Source organism: Streptomyces sp. NPDC002138, from assembly GCF_040296485.1.
GTDB lineage: Bacteria > Actinomycetota > Actinomycetes > Streptomycetales > Streptomycetaceae > Streptomyces.
This window is the reverse complement of sequence record NZ_JBEOXE010000031.1, coordinates 1-25,727: the sequence shown is the minus strand read 5'-3', so window position 1 is coordinate 25,727 and position 25,727 is coordinate 1. Positions and strand designations below refer to the sequence as shown.

Annotated in this window: 14 protein-coding genes and 2 pseudogenes; 11 read left to right on the top strand and 5 right to left on the bottom strand. The window is 71.9% G+C overall.

The window, feature by feature from the left end:
• The first annotated feature begins 9 nt into the window (after nucleotides 1-9).
• Nucleotides 10-1,044 carry a fascin domain-containing protein gene (locus ABT084_RS20890; RefSeq protein WP_351045927.1) on the top strand — a complete coding sequence of 345 codons (1,035 nt, stop codon included), beginning with the start codon at nucleotides 10-12 and terminating at the stop codon, nucleotides 1,042-1,044.
• Nucleotides 1,045-1,144: 100 nt separating this feature from the next.
• On the opposite strand, the gene ABT084_RS20885 is transcribed toward ABT084_RS20890, so the two are convergent.
• Nucleotides 1,145-4,282, bottom strand: a complete 3,138-nt coding sequence (locus tag ABT084_RS20885; RefSeq protein ID WP_351045924.1) for an ATP-binding protein — start codon at nucleotides 4,280-4,282, stop codon at nucleotides 1,145-1,147.
• Nucleotides 4,283-4,670: 388 nt separating this feature from the next.
• Here ABT084_RS20885 and ABT084_RS20880 point away from each other — a divergent pair, with 388 nt between their 5' ends.
• The gene (locus ABT084_RS20880; RefSeq protein WP_351045921.1) at nucleotides 4,671-5,045 is read left to right on the top strand and encodes a hypothetical protein; all 375 of its coding nucleotides are present in this window, start codon (nucleotides 4,671-4,673) and stop codon (nucleotides 5,043-5,045) included.
• Between the two features lie 325 nt (nucleotides 5,046-5,370).
• On the top strand, nucleotides 5,371-5,736 hold the full coding sequence (locus ABT084_RS20875; protein WP_351045918.1) for an alpha/beta fold hydrolase: 366 nt from the start codon (nucleotides 5,371-5,373) through the stop codon (nucleotides 5,734-5,736).
• 770 nt (nucleotides 5,737-6,506) lie between these two features.
• Here ABT084_RS20875 and ABT084_RS20870 read toward each other — a convergent pair.
• Nucleotides 6,507-10,208: an NB-ARC domain-containing protein gene (locus tag ABT084_RS20870; RefSeq protein ID WP_351045915.1), complete on the bottom strand. Its 3,702-nt coding sequence runs from the start codon at nucleotides 10,206-10,208 to the stop codon at nucleotides 6,507-6,509.
• Between the two features lie 828 nt (nucleotides 10,209-11,036).
• Between ABT084_RS20870 and ABT084_RS20865 the strand changes: the two genes are divergently transcribed.
• The 3 genes from ABT084_RS20865 to ABT084_RS20855 are packed head-to-tail and all read left to right on the top strand — an operon-like array spanning nucleotide 11,037 to nucleotide 15,234.
• The gene (locus ABT084_RS20865; protein ID WP_351045913.1) at nucleotides 11,037-12,431 is read left to right on the top strand and encodes an MFS transporter; all 1,395 of its coding nucleotides are present in this window, start codon (nucleotides 11,037-11,039) and stop codon (nucleotides 12,429-12,431) included.
• A 50-nt stretch (nucleotides 12,432-12,481) separates the two neighbouring features.
• Nucleotides 12,482-14,530, top strand: coding sequence for a helix-turn-helix domain-containing protein (locus ABT084_RS20860; RefSeq protein WP_351045911.1), 2,049 nt, complete (start codon nucleotides 12,482-12,484; stop codon nucleotides 14,528-14,530).
• Nucleotides 14,500-15,234 (top strand): SDR family NAD(P)-dependent oxidoreductase, encoded by a 735-nt coding sequence (locus ABT084_RS20855; protein WP_351045908.1) that lies wholly within the window; start codon nucleotides 14,500-14,502, stop codon nucleotides 15,232-15,234. The genes ABT084_RS20860 and ABT084_RS20855 overlap by 31 nt, the downstream gene beginning before the upstream one ends.
• A 132-nt stretch (nucleotides 15,235-15,366) precedes the next feature.
• On the opposite strand, the pseudogene ABT084_RS20850 reads toward ABT084_RS20855, so the two are convergent.
• From ABT084_RS20850 to ABT084_RS20840, 3 genes and pseudogenes are all read right to left on the bottom strand, one after another.
• Nucleotides 15,367-15,681, bottom strand: a pseudogene (locus tag ABT084_RS20850) (SRPBCC family protein); the annotation flags it as partial.
• The gene (locus ABT084_RS20845) at nucleotides 15,678-17,081 is read right to left on the bottom strand and encodes a carotenoid oxygenase family protein (RefSeq protein WP_351045905.1); all 1,404 of its coding nucleotides are present in this window, start codon (nucleotides 17,079-17,081) and stop codon (nucleotides 15,678-15,680) included. The pseudogene ABT084_RS20850 and the gene ABT084_RS20845, both read right to left, overlap by 4 nt.
• Before the next feature lie 109 nt (nucleotides 17,082-17,190).
• The gene (locus tag ABT084_RS20840; protein ID WP_351045903.1) at nucleotides 17,191-17,757 is read right to left on the bottom strand and encodes a TetR/AcrR family transcriptional regulator; all 567 of its coding nucleotides are present in this window, start codon (nucleotides 17,755-17,757) and stop codon (nucleotides 17,191-17,193) included.
• 114 nt (nucleotides 17,758-17,871) lie between these two features.
• On the opposite strand from ABT084_RS20840, the gene ABT084_RS20835 reads away from it, so the two are divergent.
• The 5 genes and pseudogenes from ABT084_RS20835 to ABT084_RS20815 all read left to right on the top strand — a co-directional run.
• On the top strand, nucleotides 17,872-18,975 hold the full coding sequence (locus ABT084_RS20835; protein WP_351045900.1) for a serine hydrolase domain-containing protein: 1,104 nt from the start codon (nucleotides 17,872-17,874) through the stop codon (nucleotides 18,973-18,975).
• A gap of 88 nt (nucleotides 18,976-19,063) precedes the next feature.
• Nucleotides 19,064-20,041 carry a lipase family protein gene (locus ABT084_RS20830; RefSeq protein ID WP_351045897.1) on the top strand — a complete coding sequence of 326 codons (978 nt, stop codon included), beginning with the start codon at nucleotides 19,064-19,066 and terminating at the stop codon, nucleotides 20,039-20,041.
• The gene (locus ABT084_RS20825; protein WP_351045894.1) at nucleotides 20,038-22,098 is read left to right on the top strand and encodes a vWA-MoxR associated conflict system protein; all 2,061 of its coding nucleotides are present in this window, start codon (nucleotides 20,038-20,040) and stop codon (nucleotides 22,096-22,098) included. Before ABT084_RS20830 ends, ABT084_RS20825 begins: the two co-directional genes overlap by 4 nt.
• Nucleotides 22,095-23,048, top strand: coding sequence for an AAA family ATPase (locus ABT084_RS20820; RefSeq protein ID WP_351045892.1), 954 nt, complete (start codon nucleotides 22,095-22,097; stop codon nucleotides 23,046-23,048). The genes ABT084_RS20825 and ABT084_RS20820 overlap by 4 nt, the downstream gene beginning before the upstream one ends.
• Nucleotides 23,041-25,617, top strand: a pseudogene (locus ABT084_RS20815) (TIR-like protein FxsC); the annotation flags it as partial. The gene ABT084_RS20820 and the pseudogene ABT084_RS20815, both read left to right, overlap by 8 nt.
• Nucleotides 25,618-25,727 lie beyond the last annotated feature (110 nt).

Sequence of the window (25,727 nt, the reverse complement as noted above, 5' to 3'; positions counted from 1 at the left end):
CTGCGGTCCGTGGCCGTGGCCTTCCTCGCGGCGCTGGCCATCCTGGCCGGACTGTCCGCGACCCCCGCCTCGGCAGCCACACAGACACAGCCGATGCTCACCCCGGTGTTCCTCACCAACGGGAACTGGAACGACCAGGTCCTGTGCGCCAGTCCCGATGACGACAGCGTCTGGCTCGAACAGTTCGACGCCTCCAACCTCTACTGCCAGTGGATCCAGATCGGCGAGCGCGGCCGGTTCCTGCTCTTCAACCCCCAGAAGCAGAAGGTCGCGAGCTACCTGGGCGGCAACGAAGGCGCCGTCGTGATGCAGAACCTGCTGTACCCCGCCCCCAACCAGCAGCTCTTCTCCTGGGGCGGCGTAGAGGGCTGGAACGCCTCCGCCCTGCAGTCCTACCAGGACAGCGGCCAGAACATCGACGCCAAGAGCCCCGACGGCGACGGCCCCCGCACGGATCCGGTGCACACCCGGGGCTGGCGGCACGGACACCAGCGGGAGCTCACCTGGAACGAACTCCCGGCCGCCCGCCCCACGCTCGGCAAGGCCGTCGAGACGCTGCAGTCGTACCAGACCTACCTGAACACCCTGCTGGGTGGCATCGCCCCCGACGAGACCACCTGCGTGACCACGGCCATCTCCCTGCGGGCGCAGGCCAACGGCAAGTACGTCTCGGCCGAACTCGGCTACACCGGCGACCAGAACGCCATGCTGCGCGCCCGCGCCGGCGGGGTCGGCCCCTGGGAGCAGTTCGCTCTGTGCCGCAACAACAAGAACGGCCTCTACTCGATCCGGTCGGCCGCCAACGGCAACTACGTCACGGCCGAACTCGGCTACACCGGCGGCCAGTACGGTGAACTCCGCGCCCGGTCGGGCGCCATCGGCGCCTGGGAGCAGTTCACCATCGAGCGCTCCGGTTCCGGCTACACCATCCGCTCGGCCGCCAACGGCCAGTACGTGTCGGCCGAGGTCGGCTACGGCGGCGACCAGAGCGGCATGCTCCGCGCCCGCTCGGACGGCGCCGGCGTCGGGGAGCGCTTCCAGTAGACGCTCGCCCGGCCGGCCATCCGGGCCGACGGACCGTAGGCAGGGCCTGGCCTCTCGCACGGGAGGTCCAGGCCCTGCCGCCTGCGTACGGGGCGGCGGCTCAGGCCCCGAACCAGCCGACCCCGAACCCGCCCCCGGCGGCCCCGGACAGGCGCGCCAGGTCCGCCCTGCTGGTCGCCCCGAGCTTGTGGCCCACCCGCTCCACCAGTCCGGTCACGTCCTGCGGGGTCAGCAGCAGGGCCTGGGCGACCTGGCGGTCAGTGTGACCGGCGCCGACCAGCTCCACCAGTCGGTGCTCGGTCATCGACAGGCTCGGAGCCGGCGCCGGCGCGGCCTGCGGGCGCACCCCCACGGCGGCCAGTGCCCGGCGGGCCCGGCCGGCCAGGAGGGTACTGCCGCAGGTCTGCGCGAGGTCGAGCGCCTGGGTGAGGGCCCGGCGGCCCTGGCCGGTCGCGCCCGCGCGCGACAGTGCGGCCCCTAACTCGTAACGTGCCCGGGCCAGTTCCAGGCGGGCCGGGGAGCGCTCCAGCACGGCCACGGCCTCGCGCAGGTGGGCCTCCCCCTCGGGGCCGCCCACGACGACGCCCAGGCAGCGCGAGGCCAGGCCGACTGCTCGCTCGGTGCCCCACCGGTGGGCCAACTCCAGCTCCTCGGTAGCCAGCTGGAGCGCGTCCGTGCGCTGGCCGAGTGCCAGGTGCAACAGCGCCGCCTGCGACCGCCACGGCATCATGGCCACGTTCGTGACCTGTGCCTGCTTCTCCTGTGCACCGTAGTCCAGCAGGACCGCGAGGGCAGCGGCCGGATTGCCCCGCTCGGCGTGCAGGCGACTGCGGACGAGGAGCGTCGGCCCCTGCCAGAGCCAGCCCACCTGGTGGGTGTCGGCGTCCGTTACCAGGGCCCGGGTGGCCGAGGCCAGGTCGCACCGCTCGATCAGCGATTCGCCCACCTGGGCCATCATCGCCAGCCGCACCCGGTGCTCCATGCCGTCCCCGGTCGTCGTACCGGGATGTCCGAGGTCCGGGGTGAGTGCGAGCTGCCGTCCCCGACGGGCCCGGACGGTCAGCTGCCACATCATCGCCGCCGACACCATACGGAACGAGCCGCACCGCACACCCAGGTCGGCGACCTGGTCGAACTGCGCCGCCGCGTCGTCGAGGCGGTCGGTGGTCACGAATCCCATCCCGGTCAGGCTGACGAGCATTCCGGCCTGGTCCACTCCCGCGATCCCGCCGCGCAGGGCCCGGTCGAGGAGGTGGTTGGTGACCGAGGCGCTGGCGTCCCCGGTGACGGCCGAGGCGGACAGCGCGGCCAGGACCGCGCACTCCCCCGGTGTGTCACCGGCCAGGTCGTGCTCCCACAGCCGCCTGGCCCGCTGCCGGGCGGCGGGCAGGGTGGACAGGTGCTCGTAGCCGATCAGCAGCATCTGGGCCTGCAGGTACCACGACACCTCACGGCCGAGCCCGGTGCCGTCGTCCGTCTGCCGCAGGTCCTCCACAGCGCGGGCGAGGACGTCGACGGCGCACGCGTGCTGGTGCCCGATGAACAGCGCGTTGGCGAGGAGATGGGCCGTCTGGGCCCGGGAGTACGGGTCCGTCAGCGCGGACGCGGCCTGCGTCAGGTGATGCCTGGCCGCGGTGACATCGACCTGCAGCTCGTCGGCGCCCAGCTCCAGCAGCAAGGGGCCGCGCTGTGCGACGGACATCGGTTCCCGAAGGGCCCGGCGCAGATAGGTCATGGTGGTCTCCGGAGCGCCTCGGCCGCGGGTCACCCGCGCCGCTTCCCGCAGGGCCTCCACCCGCCAGGCCTCACCGCTCGGTTCGGCCAGCAGCAGATGGGTCGCCACCAGGTCTCCGGCCGCACCCTCGCGTCGCAGCAGTTCGGCCGCCCGGGCGTGCCCGGCGGCCGACTCCACCGGCCCCATGACGGCTTCGGCGATCGCGGCGCGGACCAGGGGATGATCGAAGCGCGCCGCCTCGCCCGGCCCCAGCACACCGATCCGCCGCAGCTGGTGGCCGTGCTCGCGGGCCTCGGCCTCGCCCAGCCCGGCCAGTTCGGCCGCCAGGTGCCAGGCGGTCCCGTCCCCCAGCACCACCAGGGCCCGGGCCAGCCGCCGGGTCGGCTCCGGCTGACCCGCCAAACGCTTGACCACCGTGGCGGCCAGGATCCGGCCCCGGAACTCCTCCACCCGATGGGCCTGATCCCCGGCAGGCCTGACCCCGTTGTCGGCCAGGGTCCGCAGCAGCTCACGCAGCAGCAGCGGATTACCCTGCGTCGCCTCGGCGCAAGCAGCGACGAACCGCGGCTCGGCGTCCTGCCCCAGAGTCGTCCGCACCAGCCTGGCCACGCTGTCGGCGGCCAGCGCCGGCAGCCCGACCTGCAAGCAGTGCGGCTGTCCAGCGATCTGCTCCAGCAGGGTCTCGGCCTGTGTCCCGCTGTCCGGCCGTGCCGCCAGCACCAGCAGCAACGGCAGGCCCCGCAGCCTTCGGGCCAGGTACTCCAGCCACCGCACGGACGGGCCGTCCGCCCAGTGCACGTCGTCGATCACCAGCGTGAGTGGCCCGTCGTCCGTGACATGGACCATCAGCCAGTACAAGCTGTGCAGCACACCCAGTGACGCCTCCGGCGTCGGCTCCCCGCCCGCGCCGGCCCCCTCCACGCGCAAGGCGTGCGAGGCCAGCTCCGCAGGGCCTGCCAGCAGCCGCTCCCGCCCCGCCCGGCCGGCCTGGGCCAGCAGCGGTTCGGCCAGCTGCCGGAGCACCGAGAAGGCGAAGTCCTGCTCCAGTTCTCCGCCACTGGCCCGCATCACCCGGTTCCCGCGCGCCTGCTCGGCGGCAACCCAGGCGTTCACCAGCGAGGTCTTCCCCATCCCCGCGCCCGAACGCACCAGCACCACCGCACCCTGACCGGCCCGCGCCGCGCCAGCTGCCGCCTCCAGGACCGCCAGCTGACTGCGGCGATCGAGCAGGCCCGGCCCCATCACACCGTCATCGGCCAGCGGGCTCCCCGGTCGGCCGGGAAGCCCGGAACGGCCGGCGGCGAGCAGCGCGGCGGCGTCGGCGGCGGCCAACCCCAGCGCCGACACCAGCATCTCCACCGTGCGACGCTGCGGCCGCTCCCGGCGGCCCCGCTCCAGATCCCTGATCGACCTGGCGGCCAACCCGGCGGCCTCGGCAAGCTCCTCCTGCGTCAGCCCCGCCGCCCGGCGAAACCCCAGCAGAATCTCACCGAACGTCCTCACCCGACCACCACCACACCCGAGTTGTCAGCCCCGGACGCCGTCCGCGACCAGCGCGACCATCGCCACGCAACCACCACGGCATCCCCCACAGCGCCCAGTCCCCGACATGATTCGTCATCTCCACGCCACCTGAGTCCACCGAGGGCCCGGAACGGGGCGAGACCAAAGGGCGCGATGCCGCTCCGCCACTTCTACTCGCCGGTAACAAATCAAGATCTTACCGGAGAGATCCGGTTGCGTCCTGAGAAGTCGCTGTCTCAGCCGCCTCGCGCGCCGCCAACTCCTCGAACAGCGAACCCCTCCGCCGCCCTCATCCACCACCACGGTGGAGACGAGCAGCCCCAGGCGCAGCCCCGATCAGCATTCTCCGAGGTCGCCCTTCCCTCCTATGAACGGTCCACTCGAAGGCCGGATGGACACGGGGCTCGACGGCAGGGATCCGTGTCGGCTCACCACCGACTCGGGTGCCACCGCCACCGCCAGGCCCGTCGTGGTGGCCACCCACCACCCGGTCTTCGACCATGCTCCGCTCGCCACCCGGCTGACGCAGCACCGTGACCTGGTGATCGCGGGCCGTCTGCCCGCCCACCTCGATCCCCGGGGGATGTACATCACCGAGGAAGACGGCAAACGGTCCGTCCGCACGGCACCGCTCGACGACGACAGCCGCCTCCTGATCGTCACCGGCGAGGCGTTCAGCCCGGGCGTCGGAGCGGACACCGAAGCCGGGTACGCCCGCCTCCAGGCCTGGACCGAGCGGTAGTCTCCCGACGTCACGCTCACCCACCGGTAGGCAGCGCAGGGCAACAGCGCCACGGACACCCTCCCCCTCATCGGCCGACTGAACATCTGCGGCACCTCCCATGGCGGGGAGATCGCCTACCAACTCGCCCTGCGCCACCCGGACCGCACGGAACGCGTCGTCCTGACCGGCGTCGCCGCACGCCCTCCCGCCCTGCCGCGTGGCACCGATCCGGCCGGTCTGGCGGCCTTGATGCGAAGCCCGGCGCGGCGCGAATGTGACGCGCGAGATCATCGCCCGCTTGCTGTGCCTCGACCCCGCCCGTCCGGTACGAGGGCGGGCGACCATGGAGTGGGTCCTCAACGACATGCTCACCACGGCCGACGAGGGCCAGATCGGTATGTGGAGGCGCTGCCTGGAGCTTCTCTACGCGGCGGCCCAACCGAGCGGCCTGCAGCCTCCTCTGCTAGCGGACATCGGGGAACACGACGTCGCCAGCCCGCCCACGGAGTACCGTGCACTGGCGGCCATGTCGTCCCAAGGGGTGTTCGCCACCATCGAGGAGGCCGACCACTGGGTCTTCCTCACCCGTTCCCACGAACTGCTCGACCTCACCCGTAGGTTCCTCCTCGACGAACCCCTTGAAGGCCTGCCCTACGTCGCCGCCCTCGAACAGTTCCACCGACAGCTGTCGACGCAGCGCTCACGCTAAGCAACTGGATCGCCTCAGCAATCGGCCCTTCGAGGAGAAGTGCGGCTCACCGGTGGGGTTCAGCACAACGACATACCACCGCTCGCGCAGTCCTCTCTCCCGAACGCCGCAGACCAAGATCCGGATCGTTCCCGGACCAGTGCCCGCCAAGAAGCCCCAGATTCAGCCGTCTTCGCTGCTCAGCCTAGGCGCACCTGCTGTACCACCAGCAGACCAAGAATATTCTTTGTAGCTACTCACCCAAGAGGCTTGGGTTCTTCTAAAGGCGTGAAGTCCATTGCCGGGAGCGGGTGTTAAGCCTCTCAGAGAAGCCCATTGAAGTCACTCCGGGTCATCAGATCGAAACCCTGGGCATTCTCCGTTTGCTTTGCGGAGGCCTGTCCGGACCAGTCACGGACCAACGGCAAGTCCTTCATCGATGGGCAGGACAAGATCCTGGGCAGCGGACAGCCGCTCTCCAAAGTCAAGCCCTCCGTACGACGGAGGTTCGGCGGGGAGGCCTCTGGTCCGGGGCGGACGCCCTGAGCGGCTGTGGGCACTGTCAGGGCAGGGGATCGGCAGCCGACCATCACGGCTAGCCCAGGAGGCAAGGCCTGCGTCGGCCCGGAGGTGCGCCGCCATGGCTGACATTTCCCAAACCCGAGCCGGACCTCAGACCCACCATCCCAGGCTCTGTTCCGAGCGTTCTCGTGAACAGAGGCATCCTGGTTACCGAGCTGGCCCGCCACGACTGTCCGCTTTCATCTGCTAGCCAGCAAAGCGCCGGGACCCTACCCGCGCCGCCCTTTCCGCCGAGCGCGGGTAGTACGCGAAGGCTGTCGGCGGACTGCCGTTGCGGCTGGTTCCGGACTGATCGGACCGGGCTGTATGCGCACGGAGACGAGGGCAGCCGCAAGCAGTCCGCTGCCGCTCGCCTCGGCGAACCGGCGGTGCACTTCTGCAGGGTCTGTCATGAGTTTCCGATGCGCGGCCGGGTCGCTGAGAGTTAGACCGTAGCCGTACAGCACGAGCACGCTGCCACGATCGCGCGCTACCTGCCGCCACCGGCCTGATGCCGTCGCATTGGCGCGGGCAATCACGGTGCCATCGTCGTGCTCGAGGGTCAGCCTTCGGCCCGTGATGGTGAGTGTGAGGTGCTGCTGTGAGGGGATGGTCGGCTGCGGCCCAACCAGACGACGCAAACCCTTGCCGCAGGCCCGGTGGATCTGTAGCTCGACTGATTCACCGTTCTCGAGCAAGGCGGCGCCGAGCATCTGATGAGGCTCCAGGATGGCCAAAGCTCTCGACGCCGGCATCAGTTTCTTGATTTCAGGCAGCAGAATGTCCACGTTGGAGCGGCCAGCGAGGAACCCGTAGCCCGGGTCTGTAGACAGCGGCAACACCGAATGACAGCCGGCCTCCTCGTACACGGCACGCAGGTCTTCATTGGCCTGCAACACCGGCAAAAATTCGCCAAACACGGATTCGCCGGCCTCTTGCTGGAGGCGGTGTGCGGTCTCACCCGCAACGGCTGAGAGCCGCGGAATCAATCCCTGGTAGATCCTCTCCCACACACTCCCGGGGTCATGCGGATCCGTGAACGTCTTGTCCCTCAGGCGGGCAACCAGCCCACGGGGATCCGCATCGTCGGCGGCCTCGTGCACGGCGCGCCAGCCTTCGTGGACCGCATGCAACAGGATGAACCGCGCTTCGTCGGTGCCGGTCTCATACGCCGGATTCTCGGTGATGCAGGTCTCTTGTAGTAGGCGGCCGAGCAACTGCACTGCACGCTGCTCCCCTGTCAGCACCCATTTCCACGCCGACTGACAGCCGACGTTGTGCACCAAGTGATGAACGGCAAACCCGTGGAGAGTGTGGGGACCGGCATAAGGCAGGAAATCGGTGAATGCAGTATCGGCCTCGACCCATTTGTCCTGCAGAACCAATGCTTCGACCAACAGACGCCTCAGGTCGGCAGTGCTCGAAGACCACGGTTCAGCACATCTGACCAGAGCCTCGGCAGCGGCACGCTCGGCATGCTCGACCTCTCCTTGCCCGATCAGGTCCTGGATAGCCAGGAGGTCTTGCGCCGTCCGCACCGTCTCGACTGAGGGCAGATTGTCGACGAGGGCACGATATCCCTTCAGTAGATCCGACAACCTAGGATCGGATTCTCTACGTAAATGCATCTGAAGGATCAAGGATGCCTTAGCTGGCAGGTCGGCGACGTTGTCGTGCAGGCGGCCTTCAAGCCGGCGCAGATAGGCCAGCACAGGGCCCAGATAGTCGGCCATGGAGGCGGCGGTGCCGTCTTGCTTACGCAGATGAACGAGATGGGCGAGCGACGTACGCGCCTGGGCGGCCATTCCCTCGTCCGGGTTGCCGGCTTGCACCAGCCATTCCAGTTCCAGCTCGAGCAGCCGCTGCGCAGACTCGTACTGCCCATGGGCATGATGGAACGCGGCGAGGTTACCCATGAGTAGAGCCGTGAACGTGTCTGCTGTCCCCGTCGAGCGGATGTGCCCCACAAGCGCAGTAGCGTGCTGCGCCAGTTCCCAGGTCCGCTCGGCCTGGCCGGTAAGGAGGGCCCCACGCAGCCATCGGTCCGTATGAAAGGCAAGAGCCGACAGAGCGGCCGTGACCGCTTCCTCATCCATCTCCAGGTACCGGCCGACGATCTGCTGCAGTACCGAGTTCATCGACACAGTGTCATCACTGCCTGGGAACGACTCGCCCCGGCCCGGCAGCGGCTCGTCCCACCGCACAAGGGAGACGTTGAGCAACTCGCGCATGACCTCCCGTACCGGTACTTGGACCTCATCGAAGACCAACCACCTGGGAGAGGGCGGCATGTTCTCAGGCTCGTAGAATGCGCATGCCGCAGCCAGATGCACTGGCACCCGACGCGGTGCGAGCCAGCACAGCGCCGCTACCGTGACAAGAGTTGGATGCAGCAGGCCTCGGCCTTGCGCACTGATCGCCAGGCGATCCACTGTCAGTGCGACCGCTGCGGCCAGCGTCCTCGGGTACCCGGCAGGTACCGACTGCTCATCGTCAGCCGCCCGGTGAAGCAAGGTCTCCGAATAAGCTGCAATCCGCTCCACGCCCACGCCGCAGCTGACCAGATAGCCACACGCCACCTCGATGGCCAACGGCCAGTACTCCAATACGTCCGCCAGGCGGAACAGCGCCGATGCATGATCGGCGGCCTCCTGCGCGCCAACCGACAGCCGCAACTGCAGCAGCTCCAGTGCTTCCTCGCGACTCATCGGATCCAGATCGATGCGCCCGTCCGCCCTCGGCCAATGACCACCCAGCGTCGTCACGATGACCCGGCCGCGCCCCTGTCGAGGAATCCAGGCGCCGACAACGGACGCGCTCGTGTCGTCAAGAACCACGAGCCAACGCCCCGGCAACGACTGCAGCTCGGCATGAACCCGCTCACGTAACAGCCTCGGGTCCCGCACCTCCGTCTGCTCCGTCCCATCCGTGAGGTGCGCCAGCACCCGGACAAACGACGCCACCAAAGACTCTTCGGTCTCAGCATCAACCCAGAACACAGCGTCATAGCGGAAGGCCTCAGCCGCGATGTATGCGGCAGCAAGACTGGATTTCCCCAGGCCTGACAAACCCGTGATGACACATGTCAGCACACCCTGCGCTGAATCCTGTCCACCCAGCAGCACGTCGCCCACCTTCCCTACGAGGTGGGCCCGGTCCACCTCCGGAACTGGAGGCACCTGCCCGAACACGATGCCCAGATCCTGCCGGCCCAAAGCCGAACGCAGTTCCTCATCACCGACCAGCACCGACTGGCGGAATGCGCTCACATCCCACTGAGCCAGACCGGGATCGGCTGCCCGACGCATCACCTCTGCAACCAAACAGCCCAGTACAAGCCCACCGGCCCGACCGGACAGACCCCGCCCAGCCCGCTCCCGCTCCAAACGCAGCGCACCATGGAGGTCTTCACGCAACTGCTCATCAGTGCGGCCATCGAACTCAATGCCCGCACGACCCAAGCGGTCCCAGTGCTCCTCGGACAACGCCTGACAGAGGCCCCAAGCGGCCGGAGCCCTTACCAGCAGCTCCTCAAGCCCCACCTTGAGACGCGAAATGTCCCCACCGTGGCACTTCAGCAGCTCACCCAGACGCAGACCGCCTTCGTCCGGCACAGCGGACGTGATCAAACGGTACTGGTCGGCTTCGGAGCCGGTAATCAGGTGAACCAGCACCGACACAGCCTCGCGCGCCCTTACGGTCCTTCCCGGACCAGCACTCTTCACTTGCACCGCAAGCAGCGAGCGACCAGACGCGTCGACCAGATCGAAATCGACCGAATCTACATGGTGGACAGACACCGCATTCCCAGGCCCCTCAACACGACAAGCAGTCGCCTCACCCTGCTGTATGCCGACCAACAATGCTTCCACCGTGCGCAGGTACTGATACTGGAACCCACGAGCAGCAACGCGACCACCGTCGATCGCCACACAACCTCCCCGGTGTCGAGACCCATTTGCGGAGTCCAGCGTAGGGGCGAGGTATGACAGCAGTGGACAGTCCGGCCACATGTGCGATGGCTTCCAGCCTGGAGAAGCTCAACTCCACAGGGGGAGCCATCTACCGTGACAGTTCCCGCGTGCCCGCCAGCATGGGACGTACCGCATCACCCATGAGACCAGCGCGCTCTCGATCATTTCCAGAACCTCGCAGCCTTCATCCTCCCCCACGAGTTCCGGGGGCCAAGATCCGGACCATTTCCGGACCAACCCCACACGAAAGCCTTACAAAGCACCGTTTTCCCAGGTCAGCACCGATGCAGCTGCTGTACCACCAACAGACGAAGAATCTGCTGGTACTCAAAGTCCGGGTCCGGCAAGAGTCCGGTCTTCGTTGCACCCCGGCCAACTGCCTACGGCATGCCGGGGTGGGTCGTGCACTCGCATTCGATCACGGCGGCACCCAGCCAACGCCCAGTGCGAAAACGGGCCCGAGAGGCGGAACTCAGCCTGCTTCTCCGCGCTTCCGCTTTGCCCTGCCTCGACCCCAATCAGGTCGCGCTCAACCCAGCGTAACCAGCACCAAACCAGCACTGGAGTCGGCGCCACCTCCCCAGAACAGGTGCAACTCTGCAATTCCGGCAGGGCTGCACGACCCCGTTCCGGAGGGGTTGCGGGGCATGCGTCCCGGGGCGTGTGGTGTGCGCGTACATCAGTCGTGGATCGATTGTGAGGGCGGCCCACATATGCGGCTGACCTGCGGACTCCTACGTTGTGGCCACACCCGACGTCCCCGCAGACACCCTGGAAGTGGTGCACATGGTTTCCAACGGAACCGCCCTCAAGGCTCCATCCGGAATCCGGCGGATCGTCGCCGCCAGTCTCATCGGGACCACCATCGAGTGGTACGACTTCTTCCTCTACGGCACCGCCGCCGCGCTCGTCTTCAACAAGCTGTTCTTTCCCACGGCCGACCCGCTGACCGGGACGCTCATCGCCTTCCTCACCTACGCCATCGGCTTCCTGGCGAGGCCGCTGGGCGGGGTGGTGTTCGGGCACTTCGGGGACAAGGTCGGGCGCAAGAAGCTGCTGGTGCTCAGCCTGCTGATGATGGGCGGAGCGACGTTCGCGATGGGGCTGCTGCCCACGCACGCGAGCATCGGGGTCGGTGCGCCGGTGCTGCTCACGGCGCTGCGGCTGGTGCAGGGCTTCGCGCTCGGCGGTGAGTGGGGCGGGGCCGTGCTGATCGTCTCCGAGCACGGCGGTGACGAGCACCGCGGATTCTGGGCCTCCTGGCCGCAGTCCGGCGCGCCCGGCGGGAACCTGCTGGCCACCGGAGTCCTCGCGCTCCTCGCCTCCGTCCAGTCGGACGCCGCGTTCCTGGCGTGGGGCTGGCGGATCCCGTTCCTGCTCTCCGGTGTGCTGGTGATCGTCGGACTGTGGATCCGGCTCTCGGTCTCCGAATCCCCCCTCTTCCTCGCCGCCCAGGCCAAGGCCGAGGCCGACGCGGCCCGCGGGGTCAAGGAACGGCCCCCCGTCGTCCGGGTGTTCCGCCGGGACTGGCGCCAGGTGCTCACCGCCATCGGCACCCGCTTCGGCGAGAACATCTCGTACTACGTCCTGACCTCCTTCCTCCTCGTGTACGTCACCGCGCACCTGGGGCTGCCCAAGACCACCGCCCTGGACGCGGTACTGATCGGCTCCGCCGTGCACTTCGTCACCATCCCCGCCTGGGGTGCGCTCTCCGACCGGATCGGGCGCCGGCCGGTGACGCTGATCGGCTCCGGCGGCATGGTCCTGTGGGCGTTCGGCTTCTTCGCCCTGCTCGACTCGAAGTCGTTCCCCGTCATCGCCGCGGCCGTCACCGTCGGGCTGCTGCTGCACGGCGCCATGTACGGGCCGCAGGCCGCCTTCATCTCCGAGATGTTCGACACCGAGGTCCGCTATTCCGGGGCCTCGATGGGCTCCCAGCTGGCGTCGATCGTCGCCGGGGCGCTGGCGCCGATCATCGCCGTCGAACTGCTCAAGGACTACGGCTCCTCGGTCCCGGTGTCGGTTTACCTCTGCGCGGCGGCCGTGGTCACCACCGTCACCGTGGCCTTCGCGAAGGAGACCCGTGGCCGCGACCTGACGCGTACCGTGAACGACACCTCGGCGCCCGGCCCGGCGGGGCGGCCCGAGCGGAAGGCTGCGCAGACCCAGCGGACCGCCTGAACCCGGTCCGCGCACCGAGGCCGAGACGGCCCAGGGGAAGGGACTCCCGTATGACCTCGGTGGGCAAGGCGGACGACCCGGCGGCGGACGGCGGCCCGACCGGCGCCCCGACCGGCGCCGCGACCGGCGGCCCGGCCGCCGCCGCGCTGCGGGAGCTGCTCGGGCTGCTGGACCGCGGGGCTCCGCCCGACCACTTCGCCCGGCCCGCGGCGGACGCCCGCGCGGCCGGGGCCGGGGCCGGTGAGCAGGCCCTGGTCGAGGAGGCGACCCGGGTGGCCCTGGGCGTCCGGCACACCCTCGACCAGCACCGCCGCCGGGAAGCGGAACTCACCGCCCTGTTCGACACCGCGGGCGACCTGGCGGCCCTGCGCGACCTGGACGCGGTACTGCGGGCCATCGTCCACCGCGCGCGCATGCTGCTCGGTACGGACGTCGCCTACCTCACCCTCAACGACCCGGTGGCCGGGGACACCTTCATGCGGGTCACCGACGGCTCGGTCTCGGCCGCCTTCCAGCAGCTGCGGCTGGGCATGGGCGAGGGGCTCGGCGGTCTGGTCGCGCAGAGCGCCCGCCCGTACGCCTCCGCCGACTACCGCACCGACGGCCGCTTCAAGCACACCCCGGCCATCGACAGCGGGGTCCGCGAGGAGGGGCTGCGCGGGATCCTCGGCGTCCCGCTGCGGGTGGGCAACCGGGTCATCGGCGTGCTGTACGCCGCCGATCGCGCCGTCCGCGCCTTCGCGCCCGAGGCGGTCGCCCTGCTGTCCTCGCTCGCCGATCACGCGGCCGTCGCCATCGACGGCGCCCGGCTGCTGGAGGAGACGCGCGCGGCCCTCGTCGACCTGGGCGTCGCGAACGACACCGTCCGCGCGCACAGCGACGCGATGCGGCTGGCGACCGAGACCCACGACCGGCTCACCGAACTGGTGCTGCGCGGCGCCGACACGGGCGATCTGGCCCGGGAGGTCGCCGCGCTGCTGGGCGGCGGTCTGGTGGTGCACGACGCCGACGGGAGCGAGCTGGCCCGGGTCTCCCCCGCGCCGACGGAAGGGCCGGCCGCCGCCCGCGAGCAGGGGATCGCCGCCTCCCGGGCCGGGGGCCGGGCCGTGCGCGTGGACGGGATCTGGGTCTGCGCGGTGCTGGCCGGGCCCGAACTCCTGGGCAGCATCAGCCTGACCGGCCGCCCGGACCTGCCCGACTCGGACCGGCGGCTCTTCGAACGCACCGCGCTGGTCACGGCGTTGCTCCTGCTGCTGCGCCGCTCGATGGCGCAGGCCGAGGACCGGGTCCGGGGCGAGCTGCTCGGCGATCTGCTGACCGCCGGGCCCGGCGGCCGGGTCCGGGACCCCGATGGCCAGTCCCTGCGCGCCCGCAAACTGGGCGTCGACCTGACCCGGCCGCACGTGGTGCTGGTGCTGCACGGCGACGCGGCGCCGCGGACCCGGCTGGCCGCGGAGACGGCCCGGCAGGCCCGGGCCCTGGAGGGGCTCGCCGGGCTGTACGAGGGCCGGGTGGTGCTGCTCGCGCCGACCGGCGAGCCCGGCGCCCTGGCCCGGACGCTGGCCGAGGATCTCGGGCAGGCCCTGGGATCACCGGTCACCGTGGGGTCCGCCGGTCCGGCCACCGGCCCCGGCGGGCTGCCCGCCGCCTACGCGGAGGCGCTGCGCTGCCTCGACGCGATGCACGCCCTGGGGCACACCGGGCACGGCGCCGCCCTGCCCGACCTGGGGTTCCTCGGGATCCTGCTGGGCGAGCGCGCCGACGTGGGCGACTACGTGGAACGCGTACTCGGCCCCGTACTGGACTACGACCGCAGGCGCGGCACCGAGCTGGTCCGCACCCTGGAGGCGTACTACGCGCACGGCGCCAGCCTGGCCAAGGCGAAGGACGCGCTGCACGTCCACGTCAACACCGTGGTGCAACGCCTGGAGCGGATCCGGCAGCTCCTGGGCGAGAGCTGGAACACCCCGTCCCGCGCCCTGGAGATCCAGCTCGCGCTGCGCGTGCACCGCGTGGCGGCCATCACGGCGCCCGCGCGGCCGGACCCACGCCCCGAAGGGGAGGCGTCATGGGACAGCTCGACGGCAAGGTCGCGGTGATCACGGGCGGTTCGGCCGGGATCGGCCTGGCGATCGCGCACCGGTTCGTCCGGGAGGGCGCCCGGGTCTTCGTCACCGGCCGACGGGAGACCGAACTCGCCCGCGCTGTCGCTGAGTTGGGAGATGCAGCCAGCGGAGTCCCCGGTGACATCACCGAAGTGCCCGCTCTCGACCGGCTCTTCGCCCGGATCGCGGAGGCGGGCTGCGGGATCGACGTCCTGGTCGCCAACGCGGGCGGCGGCGGACCGGCGGGCGGCGTCGCGGACTGCACCGAGGAGCGGTTCGACGCCGTCTCGGACCTGAATTTCCGCGGGACCTTCTTCACCGTGCAGCGGGCCCTGCCGCTGCTCCGCGACGGCGCCTCGGTGATCCTGCTCGGCTCGGCCGCGGGCTCGGCCGGGTCCGCCCGGTACGGGGTGTACGCCGCCACCAAGGCGGCCGTCCGGTCGCTGGCCCGCAGCCTGGCCCTGGAACTGGCCGGGCGCGGCATCCGGGTCAACGCGCTCAGCCCGGGCCCGGTCGACACGCCCTCCCTGGCTGGGGCCCCGGCCGAGCTCCGGGCCCGGGTCACGGCCGCCGTCCCGCTCGGCCGTGCCGGGCGCCCCGAGGAGGTCGCCGCGGCCGCCCTGTTCCTCGCCTCGGCGGAGAGCTCCTTCGTCACCGGTGCCGAACTGCCCGTGGACGGCGGCGCCGGTCAGGTCTGAGGCCCGGGGTCCCCCGCCGTGGCCGGCGGGACCGGGTGCGCCTCGGCCGTCGCCTTGAGGTCGGCCAGCCAGGCGATCAGCGACCCGTCGAGCGGCCAGCAGCCCTTCCGGGTCGGCGTCCACCGGCGGCCCCGACCAGGACTCCTCGGTGGTGACCAGGGTCCCGCCGCCGGGCGCGGGGTCGAAGGTCCAGCGGTGGACCCCGTCGATCCCGGCGGCCGGACCGGCCCAGGCGACGCTCCGGCCGGGGTCGATCGCGGTGATCGTGGAGGCAATGGCGAGGCCGTGCGTGAGCCAGTGGAAGGTGGCGCCGACCCGCGGCTCGCCCTCGATGGCGGCCGTGTCGATGCCCTGACTCCAGCTGGGCCAGGCGGCGATGCCGAGGTGCAGGGACCAGACCGTCGCGACGGGGGCGTCGATCGTGGTGGTGTGCCGGGTGGTGATCACGAGGTCTCCTCGAGAGTGGTGGTGCCGGTGGCGGAGGGGGTGTGAGCGGCGTCGGGGGCGTCGGCGATCCAGGAGCCGTGGATGCCGGAGGGGACCCGGCGCGGGAGGTCCACGGTGGCGAGCGGCCCCGCACCGGGCGCCGACGCGTCGAGGACGAGCAGCTGCGAGGCGTCCGCGACCAGGTCGCTGACGACGGTGAGCAGGTAGCCGTCGTCCTCGCGGGTGCCCCCGGCCGCCGGTACGAACACGGCCTCGCCCGGCATCCGGTCGCGGCCCATCGGCACCACCTCGCGCCGCCCGGTGGCGTGGTCGTACTTGACGAGGGCGTGCTCGGTCAGGCCGGCCCCGGGGAAGGCGACGGAGTAGCCGAAGCGGTGGGGCAGGCCGGTGCGGTCCTCGTTGATCGTGGGGAACTCGGCCACCAGGTCGTCGACCGCCTCCTCGCGCGCCGCGGCGGTGGCGGGGTCCAGGATCCACCGGTGGGCGGTGGCGCCGACGATCGGTGTGGGCGCGTACCCCGGGGCGCCCGTCCACCACTTCCAGGTCTGGCCCCAGGCGGAGCGGTCGTAGCGGGGGCCGCTCAGGACGATCCGGCCGCGCTCGTCCTCGTACGCGTTGGCCACGTGCAGCAGGGCGCCGGGCTCGACCTCGTACCAGGTCACCACGGGGGGTCCGGAGCGCGGCATGACGCCGATGCGCGGGGTGTGGGTGTCGCTCCAGCCGTAGGGGATGCCGGAGTGTTCGGTGGGGTCGAAGACGACCGGCAGGTCGAGCCAGATGACGTGGTGGGCGGTGAGGCCGAAGTCGTGCATGAGCGACGGGCCGGCGCCGTCGACGGTCTGCGCGCGGACGACCTCACCCGTGGCGTCGGCGACGTAGTGGGTGAGGTAGGGCGGGAAGGGGCTGTAGCCGAAGAAGTGCAGCTCGCCGGTGACCGGGTCGGTCTTGGGGTGCGCGGTCATCGCGGAGGTCAGTTTGCCGCCGAAGTCGTAGGCGCCGACGGTCCGGAGATCGGGCGTCAGCTCGTACGGGAGGTTGGCCTCCTGGAGCGCCAGGATGCGTCCGGCGTGCTCGATGACGTGCGTGGCCGCGTCGCTGACGCGCAGGTCGGGGACGCCGTCGTCGCCGATGTACGGGACCCCGTCCAGGGCGGGGGTCCGGACCCAGCGGTTGCGGTACCACTCGGCCCGGCCGTCCTGGAGCCGCAGTCCGTGGATCATCCCGCTGCCCTTGAACCAGTGGGTGGGGATGACGCCGGGCTTGGGGTTGTGGCCGTTGCGGAAGTAGCGGCCGTTCAGCTCGGGCGGGATGGCGCCGTGGACGGTCAGTCCGTGAGCGGTGATCTCGTCCGGGACCGGGGTGTAGTGACCGGTCAGATAGGGCTTGGCCGTTTCGGCCATGGCGTGCCTCCACAGGAGAGAATGAAGTGAGAGTGATTGACCACTCTCTATTTGGTCCGAAAAGAAGGCCGCGCGGCGGCGCGGCCGTCCCTCCGGACGCCTCGGGTGCTCAGTAGTGCCGGATGCCCGTCAGCAGGGTGCGCGTCCAGGGCGCGTCGGTCTCGGTGGCGCCGATGGAGACGGCGACGTTGCAGAGGAAGCCGGTCGCGAAGAAGCCCTGGATCAGCTCGTCGGGAGCTCCCGAAGCTGAGCGGGCGTACTCCACCAGGCGTGCGTACATGCCCTGCACCGCATCCCGGATGGCCGGCTCGCTCGCCGCGCAGTTCGCGTGCATGAGCACCCTCAGCAGGTCGTCCCGGTCCGCGATGAGATGGGCGTACGCGTCTCCCATCGCGTCCAGCACGGCGGCGGGCTCGGCGCTCGCCACCTCGGCGACCGCTTCGGCCAGCCGCTCGCGGATCAGCCGGGAGCAGTTCTCGACGACGGCGACGAAGAGCGCTTCCTTGTCGGGGAAGAGCCGGTAGAGGTACGACTGCGAGATCCCGGCGCCCTTGGCGACCTCGGTGGTGGAGGTGCCGTAATAGCCGCGTCCGGCGAACACCCGCGCGGCGGTGGCGAGCACCTCGCCGCGTCGGGCGTCGGCCGTGGAAAGCTGTCGGGGCTTCGTCGCACTCATGTGAGTAATAGACCACTCACATCTTTGCCCTGTCAACCCGGCCCTTCTCCCGCGTGACGATCCGGACGGCCCGGCCGCCCCGCGGACGGGCCGCGGGCCTGGAACGATGCCCCCATGACACGGTCACCCCTGCACGGCCCGACCCCGCAGGAGCACGTCGGCGCGCTGCTGGACCAGCTGGTGTCGTCGGGCGCGGAGAGCGGGCTCCAGGTGGCGGCGTACGCGGACGGCGAGCTGATCGTCGACGCCTGCGCGGGCGTACCGGGTACGGACACACTCATCCACGGCTTCTCCCTCGGCAAGGGCTTCACGGCCACCCTCGTGCACGTGCTCGCCGAGCGGGGAATCCTCGACTACGACACCCCGGTCGCCCACTACTGGCCCGAGTTCGCGGCGCACGGCAAGGAGCGGGCGACCGTGCGCCAGGCGCTGACGCACACGATCGGCGTGCCCCAGCTCCCGGTCGGCCTCACCCCGGCCGAGCTGTGCGACTGGGACGCGATGTGCGCGGTCGTCGCCTCGCTGGAACCCCTGTGGGAGCCGGGCTCGACCAGCGGGTACCACGGCTGGACCTTCGGGTGGATCCTCGGCGAGACCGTGCGCCGGGCCACCGGCCTGACCCCGGGCGAGGCGTTGCGCATGTACGTCGCCGAACCGCTCGGGGTGGCCGACGAGCTGTACTTCGGCCTGCCCGCGGCCGCCCTCGGCCGCACCGCACCACTGGTGGAGGGGAATTGGGCGGCCTGGCTGGCCTCCCTGCCGCCCACCGCCCCCTTCGTCCGCCTCGTCGCGCCCAACCCGTCGGTGTGGACCACCGCGGAACTCGCCAACCGCCAGGACTACTTGCTCGCCGATCTGCCCGCCTGCGGTACGACGACCGCGCGCGCCGCGGCCCGGCTGTACGCGGCGCTGCTGGGCGAGGTGGACGGCGTACGGCTGCTCTCACGCGAACGGGTGAACCTCGCCGCCGCGGTGGCCGTCGAGGGGAAGGACCGGATGCTGCTCGCCCAGCACTCCAAGGGGCTCGGTTACTTCCTGGCGCTGCCCGCCATGGCCGGGGAGACCACCTCCTTCGGGCACCACGGCAGCGGCGGCTCCCTCGCCTTCGCGGACCGGGCCCGGGGCCTGTCCTTCGCCCTCACGCGCACCCGCCTGGTGGCGGGCGCGGCGGACACCTCGGCCCGGGTCCTGGCCGACGCGGTCAGGGCGTTCCTGTGAGCCCGGGCGATCTCCGCGATCCGGGCCCGGGCCCGGATCGCCGTTGCTAACCTGCCAGCACACCGCGCTGCGCCACGGGGAGGGTCCGATGCGGCCACGGCTGGTATTCGTCCACGGGATCGGCGGCCCGCGCGATCCGGACACCGAACTCGCCTCATGGACGCGGACGTTGGCCGCGGGCATGCGGGCCGCCGGACACGACGGAGCGGCGGCCTCGCTGGTCTCGGGCGAGGGCGCGCGGTGCGCGTTCGCACACTACGGCGACCTCTTCGGCCGGGACCAGGCACAGGGCGCCGGTGATCCCGACGGCGGACGCGAGGCGGCGGCGGACGCGGTCCTGTCGGAGCTGCTCGTCGCCTGGGTGGACGCCCTCGCGGAGGAGGCCGACCCGGAGGAGCGGCGGATCCTGGACCACGCCCGGGCGGAGGCCGCCCCCCGGGCGCAGGAGCAGGGCGGCGGGCAGGTCGTACGGCGCGCGCTCAACGTGGCGACCACCCTGCTGGCCCTGCGGCCGTGGGGCGGCGCAGCCCAGTGGATCACCCCCAAGGTGATGGTCAGTCACCTCTCGCAAGTGGCGCGCTATCTGGCGCGCGGCGAGCCCGGAGCGGACGGCTCCGGGCTCGACCGCCGGATCCGCGCCCGGGTCGCCGAGGCCATCGGGGACGGCCCGGCCGTGGTGGTGGCGCACTCCCTGGGGTCCGTGGTCGCGCTGGAGGCGTTGCACGAACTCGCCGCATCCGTGCCCCTGTTCGTCACGATCGGCTCACCGATCACCATGCGGACGGCCGTGTGGCCACGGCTCGTCCCGCAGCCGCCGGTGGTGCCCGAGGGCGTCGGCGGCTGGCTGAACGTCTGGGACCGGGACGACATCCTCGCCGTGCGGCCCCGGCTGGAGCGGGACGTGCGGGCGAACGGGCGCGGGGTGGCGCCGCGGTCCCGGTCGGTCCAATCGGACGGGGTCTGGGTGCACTCCGCCGAGAAGTACCTCGCCCAGCCGACCGTCGCGGGCCCCGTCGCCCAGGAGCTGACCCGGCTCGCGGGCGGAGCCGGCGGGTACCCCGGGTGAGACACCGCCGGGCCGGGCGGCGGCACGTCCTGGTGGTCGCGCCCCAGTGCCTGCCGATGGGCCGGCTGACCCGGCTGGAGCAGGCGGCCGCCGGGCTGTACGCGGCGCTGGCCGACGCCTCCCTCGGCGCCTGCGAGCCCGGTCTGCCGGACGGGCGCGGCGGGCTGGTCACCGGTGACGCGCTGACGAGCCGGGCCGTCCTGGACACGGTGGGCGAGGCCATCGACCACGCCGCGGCGCACCGCGCGACGCTGGTCCTGGCTTTCCTGGGGCACGGTTTCGCCGCCGGGCGCACGAGCACCCTGCACCTCATGTGCGCCGACTCCACCGAGGATCTGCGGCACGGCGCGGTGAACGTGAGCGACCTGCTGATCCGGGCCGTGGACCACCCGGGCGTCGACGGCGTGCTCGGCATCGTCGACACCTGCCACGCCGCCGGAGCGCCACCCGCACTGCCGGACCTGGCCGGGGGCGCCCGGGGCGGCCGGACCCGGCTGGGGCTGCTGATGGCCTCCGCGCTCGGCCAGCCCGCCGTGGACCTCGCCTTCTCCCGGCACCTGACCACCTTGATGGGGGAAGGGCTGCCCGGCGCCGGAGCCACCCTCAGCGTGTCCGACGCCCGCGAGGCGCTGCGCGCCGTCCTCGTCGGACAGAACGTCTCCGGGTTCGGCTACGACGCGGACGGCGAACCGCTGTGGGTCGCCCGCAACGCGCGGGTCCGCGAAGGGCTGTTGGGCGGTCTCGGCGGCCGACTGGCCGGCGAGGAACTCACCGAGTCGCTCGCCGCCCTGGATCCCCCGCTGCCCGTCCCGGACGGCGCCCCGGACCTTCGGGCGGCGCTGCGCTGCCGTGCGGACCTGCTGCTCCGGCCGCCCGGTCCGGACCGCGAGCGCGCCCTGCGCGCCGTCGACGGACTGCTCGTCGCGGTCCGTACGGTCGCGTTCATCCGGTCGTGGATCGGCGCCGAGCTGACCACCGCCCGGCTGCGGCACGCCCTGTACAGCATGCTGGCGGCCGAAGGGCGGCTGCCCGCCACCGCCCCGCACCTCACCGACGTCGGCATCATCGACGAGCTGACCTTCAACCACCCGGCCACCGACCGGGACGGCAGGACGACCGTGGCCCGGTTCGTCACGCTCCTCGCCCAGGTCTGCGGGAAGGACCCGAGAGGCCCCGAACTGCGCGCCTGGGCCGAGCGGATCGAGGCGCCCGTCGAGGTCAACGACGCCATCGAGCACACCGCCCGGCGGACGGACGGCCAACGGCTCGGCCTCGTCGTCAGCCTGCACTCCTCCCTCATCGGGGACTGGCCCGAAGTGCTCGACGGCTGGCTGCTCCTCGACGGTTCGGTGATCCACCACGAGCAGTTCGCCAGCGACACCGGGGACCGCAAGGGCGCCGAGGGCGCCGTCGAAGAGGCGGTGCTGTGGGCCGAGGACCACGCCCGGCCCCTGGAACTCCCCCTGAAACGACTGGACCTGGCCGTCCCGAGCGGGCTGCTCCTGAGCTGGCGGCCCGAAGAGGCGGGCGCCGCCATGCTGCTGGGCATCCGTTACGACGTACGCCTCCACTGGAGCAGCCGGCTCACCCCCGACGCGGCACTGCGCAGCATCGAGCCCGTGGTCGCCGCGCGTTGGGAGGCGATCGCCCGGTGCCAGGGGAGCACGCCCGTGGACTGGCTGGGGCACGAGGACCTCACCGACGCGCAGACCCTGCGCGGTCACCTGCGGGTCGGGCGCTACGCGCGGGGGATCGGCCTCACCCGGGACCCCGGCGCCGATGCCCGACTGCTGGAACTCCTGCTGGCCTACACGCCCGTCCTCCTGTGGCCGCACACCGGGGCGGGCTTCCCCGAGGAGCGGCACGGCAGCCTGGACCGGGACTGGTGGGCCATGCCGGGAGCCCTGGCGCGCGCCTACCGCGAGCGCTGGCGCGGCGCCGACGGGGCGGACCTCGCCGATCTGCGCGCCGTCTGGGACGACGAGGACTGGCTGCGCTTCTGCCGGCTCATCCGGACGGCGCCCGGCGTCCGGAACCGAGATGAGGGGACCCCATGACCTGGGACGCGTACTACCGCGGTGACGGCGTGCCGAGGCCGGCCGCCGCGCTGCCCGCACCGCCGCCGTGGCGGACCTTCCCGATCCCCTCGTCGGCCGGGGTGTTCCGGCCGCCGGAGGGGCTGCCCGAGGCCGTCAACGCGGCCCTGGCGCTGCGCCGCCCGCTGCTGATCACGGGCGGCCCGGGCACCGGCAAGTCCACGGTGATCGAGCAGGTCGCCGCGGAGCTGGCCCTGGGGCCGGTACTGCGCTGGCACGTCACCTCCCGCAGCACGCTCGCGGACGCCCTGTACCGCTACGACGCGCTCGGCCGGATCCACGCGCACCGGCTCCAGCAGGAGAAGGCGCGGGCGGGCGGCGACGCGGGCGTGGACGACATCGCGGCCTTCCTGACCCTCGGACCGCTGGGCACCGCGCTGCTGCCGTCGCCGCGCCCCCGCGCGCTGCTCATCGACGAGATCGACAAGGCCGACCTGGACCTGCCCGGGGACCTCCTCGACGTCCTGGAGCGCGGGGAGTTCCGCGTCACCGAGCTGATGCGGGAGGAACAGGACGAGGCGCGGGTGCGGGTCTGGGAGAGCGAGGCCCGCCACCTCGTCGAGCACGGGCACGTGCAGTGCACCGAGTTCCCCTTCATCGTGATGACGAGCAACGGCGAACAGGAGCTTCCCGCGCCCTTCTTGCGGCGTTGCGTGCGCTACACGATGCCCAAGCCGACGGCCGAGCTGATCCGTGACGTCGTACGCGGCCACCTGCGCCTGGACGTCGGCGACTTTGGTCCGGCGGCGGAGCTGGTGGACGACTTCGTCCGGCGGGTGGCGGCGGGCGAGAGCGTGGCCATCGACCAACTGCTGGGCACGCTTCACCTCTTGGACGGTCCGGCCCGGTCGGAGGGCACGGAGCGCGAGAAGCTGATCGGTCTGCTCATGAGGGACCTCTCGGGTGCCTGACGCCCCGGCGTCCCCGCCGGAACCGACGGCCCGGGACGGCGCCGCGCTGGCGGCCGTGGTCCCGGCCCTGCACGGGCTCGGCCGGGGGCTGGACGGGCTCGCGATCGCCGAGCTGCTCTGGCTGGCCGCCACGGCGGAGGGCCGTGCCCCGGCGGCCGCCGTCGAGGCCGTCGCCGAGCCCGGCGCCGGCGCGGTCTCCGCCGACCCGCGCGACCGGATCGGTCGGTGGAATCCGGACCGCGGGGTGTACGGACCGTCCGCGCCGGGTGGCGACGCGATCCCCGCCCAGGAGGTGTCCATGCCCGGCGGCGCCGCGCTCCCGCGGGCCCGCGAGATCGCCCGCGCGCTGCGGCCGCTGCGCCGGGCCTGGACGGCGGGCCGGGGTACGCGTCTGGACATCGGGGCGACGGTGGCGGGATACGCGCGCAGCGGGGAGCTGCTGCCCGCGTTCAGCCCGGCCCCGGAACGCTGGTTCGATCTGACCGTCGTCCTCGACCGGTCGCCGACCATGGCCGTCTGGGAGGACACGGGCGCCGAGCTGGTGAAGGTGCTGGCCTCGACGGGGGCCTTCCGGACGCTGCGGGTCCGGGAAGCGGGCCCGTGGGAGCCGCTCTCCCCCGCCGGGGCGGGCCGGGGCGGCCTCGGGGGCACCGGCGCGCGGTCGGCGCGGCCACGGCGGCTGGTGCTCGTCTTCTCGGACTGCGTGACCGGCGCGGGGGGTGAGCGCGCGTTCTGGGACCGGCTGCACGGCTCGGCCGCGGCCACCCCCACCGTGCTGGTGAACCCGTTGCCGCCACGGATCTGGCGGCACTCCGGCCTCGACCTCCCTGCCGTGAAGGTCACCCCGCCGGGTGCGCCGGGCGCGCCCAACACCGCGCTGCGGTTCGCGGCTCCGCCCCTGGCCGAGCAGGCCTTCCCGCCGCCGGACGGCCGCCGGAGCCCCTGGCTGCCGCTGCCGGTCGTCGGCCTGTCCCCGCGCGCCGTCTCCCGCTGGGCGCGCACCCTGATGCGGGGGGACCCGGAGGGGTGCGAGGCGGTCCTGGTCCCCGGACCGGGCCTGCCGGGCCAGGCGCCCGCCCTCCCGGAGCCCCCCGCCGACGCCGGGCAGTTGACCGAGGCGTTCCTGCGGCGGGCCTCGACGCCGGCCGTGCGGCTGGCGGTGCTCTGCTCCTCGTACCCACGGCTGCACACCGGCCTCCTCCATGTGATCCGGCAGGAGCTCGTCCCGGAGGCGACCGCGGCCGACCTGGCCGAGGTGGTCGTGGGCGGCCTGTTCCTCGTCGACGCGGACGAAGGCGGGAACGGGGGCGCGGGCGGGGGCGCCCGCGGGACCGGGAGCCGCAGCGGCGGGCCGGTGCTGAGCTTCCGGGAGGGCGTACGCGAACGGCTGGCGCCGCGGCTCGGCGCGCGGGACCAGCTGCGCGCGAGGGACGCGCTGAGCCGGTTCGTCGCCGCGCACACCGGCGCCCCGGGCCGCTTCCCGGCCCTCGTTCCCGACGCGGAGGGGGACGCGGGGATCGCCGCCGGACTGGAACCGTTCGCCCGCGCGTCGGGCCGTACGCTCCAGGGCCTCGGCGGGACGCCCGAGGGCCGGGCGGGAGGCGGGTCTCGGAGCACGCGCGGGCTGGACCACAACCGCCCTTATTTCTTCCTCAGTTACGCGCACACGCCACGCTTCGGCTCGGAGGGCCCTCACGCTGACCTGTGGGTCGAGCGCTTCTTCCGCGATCTCGGCTCCGAGGTGATGGCCATGACGGACCTCCGCGAGGGCGCCGTCGCGGGTTTCATGGACCGCCAGATGCACCCCGGGGAAAACTGGTCGGATCAGCTGAGCGAGGTACTGGCCACCTGCCGGGTGTTCGTCCCGCTCTACTCGCCCCGCTACTTCGCGAGCGAGACCTGCGGCAGGGAGTGGTACGCCTTCGCCCAGCGGTCCATCTACCAGCGTGCGCGCAGCTCCGAACCGGTCAACGCCATCGTTCCCGCGGTCTGGGTTCCCGTACCACCGGGGCTGATGCCGCCGGTGGCGCGGCAACTGCAGTTCAATTCCAGCTCTTTCGGGGAGTCGTACACGGAACACGGGCTGTACGGACTGATGAAGATCCGGTCGTACGCCGAGGAGTACGAGCGCGTGGTGTATCAGCTGGCCAGGAGGATCGTCACGGTGGGAGAGACCTCCCGAGTCGGCCCCGCCGAGGCCTTCGACTACCGGCTGGCGCCGACCGCGTTCAGGTCCACCGCCCGCTCCACCGCCGGGCCCGAGGACAGCCTGCGGCTCGCCGTGGTGGCCCCCACCAGGCGGAACCTGCCCGAGGGGCGCGATCCCCGTTACTACGGCGACAGCCCGGACGACTGGAATCCGTACCATCCCGAGACCGGTCGGCCGCTCGTGGACGTGGCCACCGACCTCGCCTTCCACCTCAACGACCAGGTGGACGTCTCCACCCTCGCCGCCGAGGTCGAGCGGGTCCGGCGCGCCGCATCTGACGCCCCGTCCACCGGACCCCTGATCCTGCTCGTGGACCCCTGGGCCCTCCGGGTGGCGGAGCTGCGCGACGGGCTGGCCGCCCTGGCCGCGGCCCGGCTCCGTGCTCGCGCCGACCGGCACCATCGGTCTCGCGATGTCCTGTGACACCACCGGTGTCGAGCCTGACCTGGCCCTGGTCAAGTTCAAGAAGC